Origin of the sequence: Desulfovermiculus halophilus DSM 18834 (genome assembly GCF_000620765.1) — a bacterium.
Taxonomy (GTDB): domain Bacteria; phylum Desulfobacterota; class Desulfovibrionia; order Desulfovibrionales; family Desulfothermaceae; genus Desulfovermiculus; species Desulfovermiculus halophilus.
On sequence record NZ_JIAK01000039.1, the window covers coordinates 1 to 15,856 of the forward strand.

Sequence of the window (15,856 nt, forward strand, 5' to 3'; positions counted from 1 at the left end):
TTCTGACGTCTGATCTCTATCTTCTGATTCGGGGGTTATTTCTCTGTACGCCTTGCTCATTGAGCCATGGACCTCGGCCCTCCACAGAAGAAACACCCCCCTTGGATTCCCCCCTCAAGGGGGGACGGAAACCGCGGGTTCCGGGTGCAGTCCGGAAAATTAAGCTCTTCCACAATTTACTCAACCGATGATCCGACTCAAGGAACGCCCGGGTTCCAAAATGCAGCCCCCAACTGATCTCCCTCCGTCCCCCCTTGAGGGGGGTTAAGGGGTGTTTCTTCCTGCTTTTTTCTGACCTCTGTCCTCTGTCCTCTGACCTCTGTCCTCTGACCTCTGACCTCTGTCTTCCGTCCTCCCCCTTGTTTTAAACACTGATTTTGGATATGAAACCAAGGACAGTGAACAAAACACCGCCCCTTGGCTGTTCGCCGTCCAAGGGTGCGAAACCTGGGCGATATGCACGGAAACCCAATGGATAAAGGAGAAAGGGTATGGGTTTTGAGTTGACCAAGGAACAAGGCATGATCCAGAAAATGGCCCGGGAGTTCGCCCGCAAGGAGCTGGTGCCCATGGCCGCGGAACGGGATCAGAAGCACGAATATCCGGCCCAGAGCCTGGAGAAGATGGGCGAGCTGGGCCTTTTGGGCATGCTGGTTCCGGAAAGCTACGGAGGCGAGGACATGGATACCGTCTCCTACGCACTGGCCATGAGCGAAACCGCCTATGCCTGCGCCTCCACCGCGGTGATCATGTCGGTCCATGACTCCATCTGCTGCGGCAGCCTCCTCCGCTTCGGGACCGAAGAGCAGAAGCAGAAGTACCTGGTGCCCATGGCCCAGGGGGAATTCATCGCCTCCTTCGCCCTCTCCGAACCGGAAGCCGGCTCCGACCCGGCTGGGATGACCACCACGGCCGTCAAGCAGGGCGATCATTATATACTAAACGGCACCAAGCGGTGGATCACCGGAGGGGCCACCTCCAAGCTGTTCGTGGTCCTGGCCCGGACCGATCCGGATGCCGGGCACAAAGGCATCTCCGCATTCCTGGTCACCAGGGAAATGGAGGGCTTTGCCACCGGCCGCCTGGAGGACAAGATGGGGCAGTGCGCCTCGGACACCACCGACCTGATGTTCAACAATTGCAAGGTCCCGGCCGACCATCTCCTGGGCAAGGAAGGCGAAGGATTCAAAGTGGCCATGTCCGGCCTGGACGACGGGCGGATCGGGATCGCGGCCCTGTCCGTGGGCCTGGGTCAGGCCGCCCTGGACGCGGGCGTGGAGTACGCCAAGCAGCGGGAGCAGTTCGGCCGGCCAATAGCCGAGAATCAGGGACTTCGCTGGATGATCGCGGATATGGCCACTGATGTGGAAGCCGCCCGGCTTCTGGTCCTCAACGCCGCCGCTGCCAAGGACCGGGGGGAGAAATGCAGCAAGGAGGCGTCCATGGCCAAGCTGTACGCCTCGGAAATGGCCAACCGGGTTGCGGGCCAGGCGGTGCAGATCCACGGCGGGTACGGGTACACCAAGGAGTTTCCTGTGGAGCGCTACTACCGCGATGCCCGGGTCCTGACCATCTACGAGGGCACCTCCCAGATCCAGAAGATCGTTATCGCCAACGAAGTCTTGGGGGACAAGAAAAAGAAAAAAAAGAAGTAGACCGCCAACGAACTTCAAAAGACTGCCGCGGATCGCGCTGATCCGTGCTGATAGGAGCCCACGTCTTTTGATGCTCAAAATCAGCAGAGATCAGCGCGATCAGCGGTTGATGTTCTTTTCTTCCGTCATTCCCGCGAACGCCTGCCCCCGTGAAAAAGGGATCCCCCTTTGGCGGGGCTTAGAAAATACCGGGCCGAAAGTGGGCACACAGAAGAGATGGCAAACTCCAAAAATCCACGGGCTACGTCGAAGAACCCTATTTCTCTAACCGGGAATTGCTTCCTCATCCAGACCGTGCTACAAATCCATACATGGAAAAGAGTACGTACCAGTTTGGAGCATTTCAATCCCAAGGAGGATGCCATGGCCCAAGAACAGAGTACACCCCAGCATTGCCCCGGATTCCAGACCTATAAAAGCCTGAGTTCATTTACCTGCAAGTGCCCGGAATGCGATGAGGAGATCGAGATCTTCTCCGACGAGTTCGACCGTCCGCACACCTGCCCCAAATGCAAGAAGCCAGTAGATTTTACCCAATGCACCCTTGACGCCAGCGGCGGTTCGCACACCTCGCGCTGAGTTGACCCGCCCAGCATGGCCCCCGGCTGTTGACATCCGGACGGTTCTTTGTATCGTCGGACATCGGCTGCATCCGGCCCGCAAGGGCCGCCCTCAAAGCCCACAGTGCTGATTTTTTGGATTGCCCGCTCCAGGATCGCAGCACCCGGCCCTGATCCGGGGCGGGCTGACATCAAACCAGCCGGGCATGCGAGAGGTCGGAACGTGGTCCACGACAGAACCAGAATACTCATTGTAGACGACGTCCCCGGGGTCTGCGACCTCCTCTGCGAGTTCCTGGAGACCGATTACCGGGTACAAACCGCCCAGGACGGCAATCAGGCCCTTCAAGCCTACACCGGTTTTCATCCGGACATCATTCTGCTGGACATGCACATGCCCGGAATGGGCGGGCTGGACGTCATATCCGCCCTGCGCGGCGAGATGCAGGACCAGGAGGTCTACATCCTGGTCATCACCGGGGAAACATCCTTTGAGCTCAAACGGGACTCCCTGGAGCAGGGGGCCAACGACTACCTGATCCGGCCTTATCATTCGGACGAGCTCCTGGCCCGGATCAGAGTGGCCGAACGGCAGATCAACCTGCGCAAACAGCTGAAGACGGCCTACCGGAACATCGAACGGGAAATCGAGATGCTCGGGGATATCCAGTCTCGCCTGCTCCCCGGAACCGATGCCCAGTTCTCCAATCTGCTCATCGACACCCTGTTCAAGCCCTCCGGGCGGGCCAGCGGAGATTTTTTCGACTATTTTCCAGTTGGTGAGCACATCGTGCGCATTGCCGTCTGTGACGTCTCCGGGCACGGGGCCAGGGCCGCTTTTCTCATGGGCGTGGTCCGCACCCTGATCCGGCTGAGCGAAACCACCCGGCTGGATCTGGAACAGGTGGTCACTCTGCTCAACAACTCCCTGATGGACATCATCGGGAATGAATGCGACTTCGTCTCCCTGTTTCTGGCCGATGTGGACCTTGAGGCCGAGACCCTGTCCTATGTCAACGCCGGCCACTGCCCCGGCCTGCTGGCCGACAAGTCCCGCAACATTCACGCCCTTGATTCCACGCTGCCTATCTTGGGGTTTGTCCCGGTCAGCCCCAAGGCCACGACCTGCTCCCTGCAAGCCCCGGGCGCTCTTTTCCTCTACACCGACGGCATCTACGAGTGGCAGACCCCGTCCGGGACATACTTCGATCAGGACACATTCCTTCAACTGGCTGCCGGCCTTCTCCCTGCCGAGGGCCCTTTCCTTTCCAATCTGATGCAGGCCATGCAGGGCCATACCCCCGGCATCCCCTTCCGGGACGACGTCACCGCCCTGCATGTCCGGATACTCCCCGAAGCCAGCTCTCCGCATTCGACTGCCCACGGCTGCGGCCGGGAGCCGCTCACTGCTGCAGTGGAGGACTGATGAGCAGCACCATCCTCAGCCAAGAGTTCGACCCGCACTTTAAGCTCTTCCATGAACTCATGGCCCGCAAGATCCGGGAGATCCTTTTGGTCTCCACCCCGTACGACGCCTGGATCATGGAGCAGGACTGCTGCCTCTCGGAACGGATCATCAATGAATACAGAGGACTGAACCTCAGCCACCCTCCCCGGCTGACCTGGACGGCCACGGCTGAAGAGGCCCTGCGCAAGCTGGACGCGAAACGCTTCGACCTGGTGGTCACCATGCCCCGGCTTGCGGACATGGACGCCTTTGTCCTGGGTCAGAAGATCAAGCAGAAGGCTCCGGAGCTCCCGGTAATCCTCTTGTCCCATTCCTCCATCCCGGCCAGGGAATGCACCGTGAGCCAGACCCGCCCGCCGGGCATCGACCGCATCTTTGTCTGGAGCGGAAGCACCGATCTTCTGCTGGCGGTTATCAAGAGCACCGAAGACGTCATGAACGTGGATGCGGATACCGAACACGGAGGGATCCGGGTCATTCTTTTTGTCGAGGATTCACCCATCTATCTCTCCTCTTTGCTGCCCATTTTCTACAAGGAGCTGGTCAGCCAGACCCAGGAAGTGATGGAGGAGGGGCTCAACGAAGAGCACCGGCTCCTGACCATGCGGGCCAGGCCCAAGATCCTGGTGGCTGAAAACTACGAAGAGGCCGTTAGTCTGTACCGGCGCTACGAGCCCTACATCCTGGGGGTGATCTCCGATGTCAGATTCCCCAAGGACCGAAAGCTGACCGACGACGCCGGGATGGAGTTTTTGCGCCAGGTCACCTCCGAGCATTTCGACATCCCCCTGATTCTGGGCAGCTCGGAGCCGTCCAATGCCCACAAGGCCCAGGAGATCCCGGCCGACTTTGTGGACAAGAACTCGCCCACCCTGCACCAGGACATCCGGGTCTTTTTTCAGCAGCGCCTTGGGTTCGGGGAGTTCATCTTCACCATGCCGGACGGGCGGGAAGTCGGCCGGGCCGCCAACCTCCGGGAGCTGGAAAATATCTTCCCCCACATTCCGGATGAGTCGTTCATTCACCACTGCAACAACAACGATTTCTCCAGATGGCTCTTTGCCAGGACGGAAATGGAGCTGGCGGCCAAGGTCCGCCCCTTGAGCCACGACGACTTCGAGGATGTGAGCGCCCACCGCCGCTTCCTGCAGGAAGCCATCCGGTCCAGGCGCAGGCAGCGGCAGCAGGGAGTTGTCGTGGACTTCGATCCGGAGAGCTTTGATCCGGAAACCGACTTTTTGAGGCTGGGCAAGGGTTCCCTCGGGGGCAAAGCCCGGGGGCTGGCCTTTCTAAGCGCCCTTTTGCGCCAGAACCCCCAGGTCCTAACCCCCTTTGAAGGCACCCGCATCTATGTCCCCCAGACCCTGGTCCTGACCACGGATATCTTTGAGCAGTTCATTGAGGACAACGGGCTCAAGGGGCTGGCCACGGCCGATCTGCCGGACGAGGAGATCGCCGAGCGCTTTGTGCAGAGCGAGTTTCCATCCTGGGCTGAAGAACATCTCCGGGCCTACCTGAGCAAGGTGACCTATCCCCTGGCCGTTCGCTCCTCCAGCCTGCTGGAAGACTCTCAATTCCGGGCCTACGCCGGACTGTACAGCACCTATATGCTGTCCAACGACTGCCCGAACCTGGACGACCGGGTCAACGAGCTTTTGCAGGCCGTGGCCCTGGTCTACGCCTCCACCTATTATCAGGCCCCCAAGTCCTTCGCCCAGCGGGTGGGACAGCGGACCGAGGAAGAGCAGATGGCGGTCATCATCCAGCAGATGGCCGGCAAAAACTTCAACGGCTTCTTCTATCCGGCCGTTTCCGGTGTGGCCCAATCCCACAACTACTATCCCTTTGCCCGGATGAAGCCCGAGGACGGCATCGCCACCATTGCCATGGGCCTGGGGAAAATGGTGGTCGAAGGCGAGCAGTCTTTGCGCTTCTGCCCCAAATACCCCCAGATCCAGCCCCAGAGATCCAGCGTGGACGACATCCTGAACAATGCCCAGCAGGACTTCTATTGCCTGGCCATGAACCAGGGCTGCCATGTCCTGGATGTGGTGGACTCCTCGCATTTGACCAAGCGGGACATCATGGATGCGGCCAATGAACCGCCCATGCGGCATGTGGCCAGCACCTACATGCCTCAGGAGCACCGCATCCGGGACACCCTGTCCTCCAAGGGATACCCCGTGATCACCTTTGCCCAGATTCTCAAATACGATCAGGTTCCCCTGGCCGGGATCCTGCGAGCGGCCCTGGGCCTGGGGGAGAAGGGCATGGGCACCCCGGTTGAGATCGAGTTTTCAGTCGATCTCCCGGCCACCTCCCGGGAGCAGCCGGAGTTCGCCTTTCTCCAGGTCCGGCCCATGACCGCCCGGGCCGAGTCCCAGCAGGTGGATATAACGGATCAGGACAAAGAAAAGGCCTTCTGTCTGTCCGCCAGGGCCCTGGGCAACACCCAGCGGGGGGATATGCAGGACATCGTCTACGTCAAGCCCCGGGCCTTTGATCCGGCCAAGACCAGGGAGATCGCTCAGGAGATCAGCGCACTAAACGCCAAGCTGGCTGCCGGCAACCACAGATACCTGCTCATCGGCCCCGGACGCTGGGGGTCGGCTGACCGCTTCCTGGGTATCCCGGTCAACTGGCGGGACATACACGGGGTGGGGGCTATTGTGGAAACCGATTCTGACAAGCTCAAGGCCGAACCGTCCCAGGGGTCCCACTTCTTCCACAACATCACCACCCTGGGCATCAACTACTTAACGGTCACCGACCGGGAGCACGGCTTTCTGGACTGGGCATGGCTGCAAAGCCAGGAGGCTCATCAGCAGACTGAACATGTGGCCCATATCCGCCTGGAACGGCCCATCATGCTCAAGGTGGACGGCCGAACCTCCACTGGGGTGCTATTTGTGGGGTAATACGTGGAAAAGACTTTGATTCTGCCTGCAATGACGGAAGAGAAGAACCGCCAACCGCTGATCGCGCTAATCTTCTGATCTCTACCCTTCTTCTCTTTATCAGCGCCAATCAGCGCTATCAGCGGTGCAAATTTCTTCCTCTTTTTATCGTTCCCACGCTCTGCGTGGGAACTCTTTTGGACGCTCCGGCGTCCAGAAAGAGACCGCAGGAGCGGTTAGGAAAGCTCCCACGCAGAGCGTGGGAGCTTTAAGAATACCCCCCTTGGATTCCCCCCTCAAGGGGGGACTTGATTCGCAGATCCCGGGCGCAATCCGAAAAATACAGCTCTGCCACAATCTGTTGAACACATAATCCGACTCAAGAAGTCGCCCGGCTTACAGAATGCAAGCCACAGCTGATCTCCCACCCCGTCCCCCCTTGAGGGGGGTTGGGGGGTGTTCCTTTCTGCTTTTTTCTGTCTTCTGCCCTCTGACCTCTGATCTCTGACGTCTGTCCTCTTTCTTCTGTCTTCTGTCCTCTGACCTCTGTCTTGAGGGGGGTTGGGGGGTGTTTCTTTTATCAGCGCCAATCAGCGCCATCAGCGGTGCAAGCTTCTTCCTCTCCTTCTTTTCTCTTCTTCCCTGACAAATCCATCGGCGGTTCCATCTCTTCTCCGTCACCGCCCGCTCCCTTCACGCGCAGCCTACTCCTTTCCCAGCATGCCTTCCTTCAAACTCCCCTGCACCGGATCGTCCCCAAGCCAAATCCCGAACAGCGCCTGCTTGAAGTCCAGTCCGGGCACAGTGGTCAACCGCTCTCCGTTCTTCACCGTCACCACGCCCTGCTCCGGCACATAGACCAGATCAAAAACATCCCCTTTGGCGATTTCTTCCTTTTTGAACACGGAGATGAAATCCTCGATCCGGTCCTGAACCGCGGAGGTGTCTCCACCCGTGGCCTTTACAAATCCCTCCCGGGTGGCCTCTTCCATCTTCTCCGAGGTGATCATCTTGGACAGAATGTGCAGCCTGATGGCCATAGCTTCGTCCCCAGCGCTCACCTCTGAGCCCGAGGTTGCTGCGGACTGCAGGTACAGGGCTCCGACGTACAGATCGAAAAAAAACTTGCTCCTGACCCCGGTTCCGTTCAATGTGAGCTCCACACCCTCCTCAGTGAGGACCTCCGGAACCTGAACTCCTTCCACTTCGACCGCCCATGCACTACTTCCTCCGGCCAAAAAGACAAACACAACAGCAGCGAGCATCCAAGCGCGCATACAGCACCTCCTGATTTGAGCACCATACATAAACCGTCCGGACGGTCAACTCTTACCACGGTTTGTCTTCCTTTGCCAGAGGGACTCGCCATGCCACAGAGAAAGCCGCATTCCTGTCCCGGACCGGGATCCAAGATGACCTTCCCTCGCAGGAATGACTGAAGAGAAGAACCACCAACCGCAGATCGCGCTGATCTCCGCTGATCTTCTGATCCCTAACCTTAAGCATCAATTCACACCGGGGTGGTTTCCTCCCTGCCTTCTGGTAAGCTCTATATCCAGCTCAAAACCCAACACTTCAGCAGCATCCATCAGTTGACTCACAGTTGACTGATGATCGAGATCGAGCAGGCGGCGTATCTGCCGTGCATCACAATGCAAAAGCTTTGCAAGCTTGAGCTGAGAAATGCCCCTATCCCGGATTTCTTGATACAAACACAACTTTACTCCCACTATTGGCGCCGGACTCACAGTATTCTGTCCAGGCTTTGCTATTGATGGACTTGGAATATCCCTGTGTTCGTCCATATACCCGGACAAAGCTACATGAAGGGCATCTTGGGCCCACTCAAGTGCGAACTCTTCATTATCTCCATAGGTCATTGCCTCTGGGATATCCGTGAACCAAACCATGACATCCCCGTTATCCAGATGTGTTATCTCGACAGGATAGTGAAACATCTTCCTCACCTCTTACAGAATATTGATATGATCTATACCTAGCTGTTTGCATATCTCTTGCAGAAACACCGGGGCAACGTCCTTGCTGTCATGGACAGGGATAGTGGCTTGCTTGCCGTGGTATCTGGCCAGGACGTGACCTCCCTTTCCCCGTCCCTCTATCACCTCAACGCCGTTCTTCTTCAGGCGGCGTATAAACTCCCTTGCCTTCATGTCAGCATCACTAGGACATAAATGTCCCTATGTCAATCGCAGGTGGCTACAGAGCAAGTAACACCCCCCTGTTCAGAAGACAGAGGACGGAAGACAGAGGACAGAGATCAGAAGTCCCCCTGCCTTTAGCTACAGACGCACAATGAGATCGAATTTGAAATTGACCAATACTGGATGAAGAAGAACAGAAACACCCCCCACCCCCCTCAAGGGGGGACTTGATTCGCAGATTCCGGGCACAACTCGGAAAACACAGCTCTGTCACAACCTGTTGAACAGATGATCCGACTCAAAAAGTCGCCCGGGTTCCAAAATGCAAGCCACAGCTGACATCCCACCCCGTCCCCCCTTGAGGGGGGTTGGGGGGTGTTTCTTTCTGTTTTCTTCTTTCCTCTGACCTCTGATCTCTGACGTCTGACCTCTGTCTTCTGCCCTCTGCCCTAAAGTCCCCCCCTCTTGCCAAGCTCCGTGCTCCAACGTACAATTTCCCGAAAATCCACCAATCCAGGCCTTCAATCCGGAGGTATCCGTGTCCCGCATCCCCCGCTCTTCATCCTGTGTTTTTTTCGCCCTGGCCGCTGTGCTTTTGTGCCTTCTGACCGCAATGACCTCCGGTCCTTTCCTGCCGTCCCCAGCCTCTGCCGCTGATGCTCCCCAAGTCTCAGTCCTGTATGCCCGCCTGGATGGAACCATCAATCCGGCCAAAAAGGACCTTTTGGACCGGGCCATCCAGACCTGCACCGAGGATGGACACGACCTGCTCCTTGTCGGTTTGGACACCCCCGGCGGTCTGGGCCAGAGCATGCGGGAGATGGTCAAGACCATCCTCAATTCCCCTGTCCCGGTCGCGGTATGGGTCGGTCCCAAAGGGGCCAGAGCGGCTTCAGCCGGGGTCTTCCTGGTGGCCGCTTCCCACGTGGCCGGCATGAGTCCGCAGACCAGCATCGGGGCGGCCTCTCCGGTGGCCATGGGAGGCAAGGAACTTCCGGAGACAGTGGCCAAGAAAATCACCAACGACTTTGTCAGCCTGATCCGGGGAGCGGCCGGAGCACAGGACAGAAACGTGGACTGGTACGAAAAATCAGTGCTCGAATCGGTGAGCATCACCGCCAATGAGGCGGTCATGCAGCAGGTGGTGGAGTTTTTGGCCCTCACCCCCCGGGATATGCTGGAGCAGATCGGAACCCGGGGCATTTCCATCCAGGGCCGGACAGTCTCCTTCGGCCCCCAGGACGCACAGTTGACCAAGTTCGAGCCCGGTTTCCGGACTACATTCCTTTCCTGGCTCCTTCATCCCCAGATCGCCTATTTCCTGCTTTTGGGGGGAATCGCCGGTCTCTTCTTCGAGCTGAGCAATCCGGGCAGCATCTTCCCCGGCGTGTTCGGAGCGGTCTGTCTCCTCCTCGGGCTCTACGCCCTGGCGGTTCTGCCCACCAATGCCGCCGGCATACTGCTCATCTTCCTGGCCATGATCCTGTTCATCCTGGAGCTGGCGGTCACCAGTTACGGCCTGCTCAGTGTCGGAGCGGTGGTCTGCCTGTTCATCGGCTCCCTTATCCTCTTCAATTTCGAGTACGGGTTTGAGGGGCTGACCCTGCAGGTCATCCTGCCCACTGTCCTGGCCGTGTCCGCATTCATCCTCCTCGGCCTGTACCTGGTGACCAGGGCTCAGGTCCGGCCCAGGCAGACAGGATCCCAGGGCATGCTGGGGCTCAGCGGACAGGTCACCTCCTGGGAGACGGAAGGAGGAAAGGCCAGGATCCGGGGAGAAATATGGAAGGTGAGAACCCACGACGGCTCCCAGCTGAACCCTGGAACCCAGGTCCGGGTGACGGACGTGGACGGCCTGACCCTCACAGTAAGGGAGGAACAGGAAGGGGGGACGTGATTCGCAAATTCCAGGTTCGGGTCAAAATAAACAGCTATTCCCACAGTCTGTTTTCCAAAGCCACAGTCCTGCATAAAGCCGAGATCGACAGAAACAAGCCACAACTGTACTGCCCCCGTCGTCCCCCCTCAATACAGAGGACAGAAGACAGAGAACAGAAGTCACCCTGCCTAATCCAGGCTTCAACTGATCTCCCACCCCGTCCCCCCTCGAGGGGGGTTGGGGGGTGTTGCTTTCTGGCTGCTTGCCTTGCTCCTTGGACCTCGGCCCTCCGCAGAAGAAACACCCCCTTGGATTCCCCCCTCAATACAGAGGACAGAAGACAGACGTCAGAGAACAGAAGTCACCCTGCCTAATCCAGGCTACAGCTGATCTCCCACCCCGTCCCCCCTCGAGGGGGGTTGGGGGGTGTTGCTTTCTGGCTGCTTGCCTTGCTCCTTAGACCTCGGCCCTCCGCAGAAGAAACACCCCCCTTGGATTCCCCCCTCAAGGGGGGACATAAGCCGCTCAACTCAGGTGCAATCCGAAAAAAACAGCTTTGCCACAATCTGCGAATCCAGATGATCCGACCTTAAGGAACGCCGGGTTCCAAAATTCAAGCCACAGCTGACAACCCACCCCGTCCCCCCTTGAGGGGGGTTGGGGGGTGTTGCTTTCTGCAGGAATGACGGGACTAAAGTATTTCCGCTGTCGTGCTACCTCCCGATAAAGGCGGAAACCCGGATAACGCTGAAGATCACTGGCGGGAAGAATGAGCGTCAAGTGCATCCGTTTGTCTGGATTTTCTTTTTTCAAGATCGAAATCGAAATCGGGATCGGGATCGATTTCCATAAACTGAGGGTCCCTGTTGCACCGAATGACATATTGTTTCGATTTCGATAGCGATAGCGATCCCGATTTCGATTTGAATTATCCCAACCACTGTTAACGTTTATTTACGCTTTTCTTGACATCAATCAGTGGATATCCGCGCGATTCGTCGCCTGGGTTTTCCCCCGGCCATCTGTTAACCTCTAAACACGTGTCAACAAGCACATTTTATGCTCAAAAATTGAAAAATATCTGCTCCCCCTCCTTGACAACACACCTCTGTGTGTATAGACTTGTATAAATTTTTAAACTTGGGGCACAAAAAGGCCGGCATGCCCCGAATCGGGCACAGCGATTCCGCCTGCCCGGGACGGGGAGAACAATACAACCCGCAGCTTTTGTAAGGAGGAAGGTATGCAAAAGTTTCGATGGGCGTGGCTAGGGCTCTTGTTGTGCGGTGTGGCCTATGTCCTCATGGCCGGTCCGGCCATGGCCGTGAAGGTCGACTTTCACGGGGACATGAACCACCGTTTTCTCCTCGGAACAAACCATAACGACTTTTTCCAGGGTGAACACAACGGAAAGTTGGATGACGACGATGTGTACGACAACTTCGGGGAGATCAAGTATCGGTTCTGGTTCGAGGCGGCCAGCGACGACGGGGACTACAAGGGCGTGTTCGCCACTGAGGTCGGGGGCCTGCACTTTGGTGCAGACGACGAGATGGACTACTCCGGGGACGAAGTCCAAATGGAGGTCCGCTGGGGATACTTCGACTTCCAGCTGCCCTTTGTGGACCAGGAGTCCAGGATGCGCATGGGCCTGCAGCCGATAAACATCAACCCCTTCCTGTGGAAGGAAACCGTCGGTGGGGTGACCCTGAACGGTGCCGCCGGAGTATTTGATTATCAGCTGGGCTGGCTCCGGGGCTATGAAGCAAATGTGGCTTCTGAAGATGATGAAGACCTCCTTGACGATCAGGATTCCTTTTATGGCCGGCTGGACTACAAAGGAATGGATAACTTCAAGCTGGGCCTTTTCGCACTGTATCAAATGCAAGATACAGACAAAACAGCCGATTCTGACCAGCAGGACAAGATCCTCGGCGGAGATCTCAACTACGGGCTAACTCCGGCCATGTATGAGTTCAAGAACTTTGGCTATGAAGATGTAGGCGCTGACATTAGTCTGGCCACATTTGGTCTGGACGGTTCCATGGGCTTTGATCCTTTCTTTGTGAACTGGGACGCTATGTATCAGACCGGAAGCATTGATAGGCTTCAATATGCCAGCCTAGATGATCTCAATGACTTGCGTTTTGGAGATAACGAGTTTGATTTTAATGACTTGGATACCAAAGACTACGACGTCTCCGCCTATTTTGCTCACCTGGATCTGGGTATGAACTGGAATAAACATACCTTTACCTATACTTTCTGGTACACATCAGGTGATGATGATCCAGATGACGACGATCTCGACGCCTTTATGGCCACGGATATCGACCGCGCGGACAGCATCGTCCTCATGGAAGGCGGCTATGCCGACGACGATTACTTCACAGAGCGGCACTACATCCTGGACCGCGGGTTTATCATGAACAAACTGGGCTGGGACTATCAAGTCAATGAAAAATTGCAGGTCGGCCTGGCCGGGATGTACATGATGACCTCAGAGGATGTTGAGTATAAATCAAAATTGACTGGAGAAAATGTGTCTGAGGACGAGCTGGGCATGGAAGTTGACGGCTACGTCAAGTACCAACTGTTTGAAAACGTTGAGTTGGCTTGGAACGCTGGCTATCTGGCCGCAGGCGATGCCATGGACTATTTCGAAAGGGAACAAGACGGCGATTCAGATGAGGACATCTGGCGCTCCGACATGAGGATCCGGTACAAGTTCTAAGTTCCGGCTCCTTGCAGTTGACGGTCATTTTGCATACAAAGGGGCGGGGCATATATGCCCTGCCCTTTTTTGTATGTGGGGTGTCTCTTCTTGTGTCCCCCCTTGAGGGGGGTTTTGGGGGGTGTCGCTTCCTACTTTTTTCTGACCTCTGTCCTCTGACTTCTGTCTCGAGGGGAGTTGGGGGGTTACTCCTGGCTGCCTTGATCCTTGGACCTCGACCCTTTGCAGAAGAGACACCCCCCTTGGATTCCCCCCTCAAGGGGGGACCTTAACCGCCAAGTACGGGCTGGGAGTACAAGGTATCGTGCCTGAACAAGGAAATGCCGATAGAGACCTGAGCGAAAAGCTGGACTCAAGCTCCACAAACCGCGACCATTCTCCCACGTCCCCCCTTGAGGGGGGCTACGGGGGGTGTTCTCTTCGTCCCCCCTTGAGGGGGGTTGGGGGGTGTCTTTTCCTTCTTTTTCTGTCTTCTGGCCTCTGTCTTCTGACTTCTGTACTGAGGGGGGCTACGGGGGGGATGTTGCTTCCGGCTTTATATCAATCTCTCATCCGGCATGCACTTGCAAATTATGCTGCTAGAGAAGTACGCTTTGAAACCAATCAAACAAACCAATTTTCACCTGGCAAATCAATGGAGGTAACAGATTTATGAGCTGGAAAAACCGGTCGTGCTTTCTGATTTTTCTCGCAGCTGCATTCATCCTGGGCAGCGGCACCGGGCAGGCCCTGGACATGCAGGCACTGCAGCAGGACCTCAAGCCCTTAAACGGTTACGTGGTGGACACGGTGGGGGGCAAGGTCATCATTGATCTTGGCCGCTCAGACCCTATTGCCCCCGGCGACCTGTTCACCGTGGCCGGGCAGGGGAAAAAGATCGTCCATCCGGTGACCAAGGAGGTCCTGGGCCATGTACAGAACGTGCAGGCCATGCTCCGGGTGCACAAGGTGGAAGCTAAATTTTCCTATACCCGACCCTTGTTTGCCGAGCAGAAGCTTAGCCCCGGCCAGAAGATCACCCGCTTCGGTGACATGCAGGCCGTGTTCTGGGACTACACCGACGATGACTCCGAGGCCCTGTATCAAAACCTGCGGGAGGCCCTTCCCCATTTGAATTGGATCACCTTCAGCCAGAGCCAGGCCGATAAGCCAAGCGAGCCCGAACTGCTGGCTGAAAGCCCCAGGGATCGGCTCTACTTCATTCACACCCAGGACGGTCTTGATGTTCGCGGCCCGTCCTTTCAGCTCCTCCACCAATACGCAGCCAGAGACAAAGCCCAATCCGGCACGTCTGGCCAAGAGGTCTACGCGACCCAGCCCGGGCCGGACCAGCCTGGAGGCCCGGTTGCCTACAAGGAAAGGTTCAGCCAACTTCGGACCATAGCGGCTCCGGATGAACCGACAGTCATGGCCGATTTTCTGTCCTCGGGGCAGGAGATCCTGATGGCCTCCTCCAACGGGAAACAGATCAGGGTTTCCAGCATAGGGACTGAGCAGAAGCAGCTGGCATCGGCAAAGTGCGGATATCCGGGCAAGATCCTGGCCCTTTCCTGGTGGGCGCCGCAAGAGACGAACACTTCCTTTATAGCGGCCACAATCTGGTACCAGGAAAAAGTCCAGAGCGCCCTGTTTTCCTATGCAGACGGCAGTCTGAACTGCATCGAAGACCGCATTGGTCGGCTGATCTTTGGTTTCGATCTGGACGGGGACCATGAGCCGGAAACCCTCCTGGCCCAGGAGTATGATAAGAACGAGATCTTCGGCACCCGGACCTGGAAAGGGAGTCTGCAGAACGGTTCCCTGAGCTGGCAGGACCCGGACATGCCCCTGCCCAGGCAATTTCAGGCCGTGGGCAGCGCCTTTGCCGACGTGACCGGAAACGGTGAGCCCGAGCTGGTCAATATCCGGGAAAACGTTCTGTTCATCTTCGATCAGGACCGGGCCGTGTACAAGTCGTCCATGCCGGTCGGGGGCAGCGCGTCCACATTGACCTATGAGAAAGACACCTCCAGCCAGAACCCGATGACTGACAGCGTCCGCTTCGAGCTGGCCCCGCAGTTTGTGGACCTGGACAACGATCAGGTATTGGAAGTGATCGTGCCCACCTTCAGTCAGGATCTGTTCGGATCCATCACCGGCCAGGGCGGAGCCAACCAAAGTAGGCTCTTGGTTCTCAATTACAAGAACGGCAGGTTCGAGCACGGCACCCTTGGCGGGCCGTTGGAAGGCAGCATCCAGGGACTGCACGTCACCCAGGACACGGTGTATGTGGTCACCACCCAGAAGGCGGGTATCTTCAAGAGCGGCGGGCAGAGCAATATTCTGTCCTTTCCCTTGAAGCAGTAGGAGAAGAAGAAGAAACACCCCCCTTGGATTCCCCCCTCAAGGGGGGGAATCGGTCCGCAAATCCGGGGCGCAATCTGGAAAACCCAGCTTTGCCATAATCTGCTAACCCAGATGCTCCGACTTCAGGAGTCGCCCGGGTTTCCAAATGCAGGCTT

The 15,856-nt window shown here is 57.2% G+C and carries 10 protein-coding genes; 7 read left to right on the forward strand and 3 right to left on the reverse strand.

Features of this window, described 5'->3' with window-relative positions; translation table 11 throughout:
* Positions 1-491 precede the first annotated feature (491 nt).
* From N902_RS0113425 to N902_RS0113440, 4 genes are all read left to right on the forward strand, one after another.
* Complete coding sequence (locus N902_RS0113425) at positions 492-1,655, forward strand: acyl-CoA dehydrogenase (RefSeq protein ID WP_027371337.1); 1,164 nt, start codon at positions 492-494, stop codon at positions 1,653-1,655.
* A gap of 363 nt (positions 1,656-2,018) precedes the next feature.
* Positions 2,019-2,234 (forward strand): hypothetical protein, encoded by a 216-nt coding sequence (locus N902_RS0113430; protein ID WP_027371338.1) that lies wholly within the window; start codon positions 2,019-2,021, stop codon positions 2,232-2,234.
* A 204-nt stretch (positions 2,235-2,438) separates the two neighbouring features.
* Positions 2,439-3,641 (forward strand): PP2C family protein-serine/threonine phosphatase, encoded by a 1,203-nt coding sequence (locus tag N902_RS17965; protein ID WP_051564597.1) that lies wholly within the window; start codon positions 2,439-2,441, stop codon positions 3,639-3,641.
* Positions 3,641-6,601, forward strand: coding sequence for a PEP/pyruvate-binding domain-containing protein (locus N902_RS0113440; RefSeq protein WP_027371339.1), 2,961 nt, complete (start codon positions 3,641-3,643; stop codon positions 6,599-6,601). The genes N902_RS17965 and N902_RS0113440 overlap by 1 nt, the downstream gene beginning before the upstream one ends.
* A 683-nt stretch (positions 6,602-7,284) precedes the next feature.
* On the opposite strand, the gene N902_RS0113450 is transcribed toward N902_RS0113440, so the two are convergent.
* The 3 genes from N902_RS0113450 to N902_RS20700 all read right to left on the reverse strand — a co-directional run bounded on the left by N902_RS0113450 (position 7,285) and on the right by N902_RS20700 (position 8,751).
* Complete coding sequence (locus N902_RS0113450; RefSeq protein ID WP_027371340.1) at positions 7,285-7,857, reverse strand: chalcone isomerase family protein; 573 nt, start codon at positions 7,855-7,857, stop codon at positions 7,285-7,287.
* Between the two features lie 228 nt (positions 7,858-8,085).
* On the reverse strand, positions 8,086-8,538 hold the full coding sequence (locus tag N902_RS17970; RefSeq protein WP_051564598.1) for a type II toxin-antitoxin system HicB family antitoxin: 453 nt from the start codon (positions 8,536-8,538) through the stop codon (positions 8,086-8,088).
* 12 nt (positions 8,539-8,550) lie between these two features.
* Positions 8,551-8,751: a type II toxin-antitoxin system HicA family toxin gene (locus N902_RS20700; RefSeq protein WP_027371341.1), complete on the reverse strand. Its 201-nt coding sequence runs from the start codon at positions 8,749-8,751 to the stop codon at positions 8,551-8,553.
* Positions 8,752-9,280: 529 nt separating this feature from the next.
* Between N902_RS20700 and N902_RS0113470 the strand changes: the two genes are divergently transcribed.
* The 3 genes from N902_RS0113470 to N902_RS0113480 all read left to right on the forward strand — a co-directional run bounded on the left by N902_RS0113470 (position 9,281) and on the right by N902_RS0113480 (position 15,701).
* Positions 9,281-10,639, forward strand: coding sequence for an NfeD family protein (locus N902_RS0113470; protein ID WP_244147425.1), 1,359 nt, complete (start codon positions 9,281-9,283; stop codon positions 10,637-10,639).
* A gap of 1,225 nt (positions 10,640-11,864) precedes the next feature.
* Positions 11,865-13,355: an alginate export family protein gene (locus N902_RS0113475; protein ID WP_027371343.1), complete on the forward strand. Its 1,491-nt coding sequence runs from the start codon at positions 11,865-11,867 to the stop codon at positions 13,353-13,355.
* Positions 13,356-14,006: 651 nt separating this feature from the next.
* Positions 14,007-15,701 (forward strand): hypothetical protein, encoded by a 1,695-nt coding sequence (locus N902_RS0113480; protein ID WP_027371344.1) that lies wholly within the window; start codon positions 14,007-14,009, stop codon positions 15,699-15,701.
* The last annotated feature ends 155 nt before the right edge of the window (positions 15,702-15,856 follow it).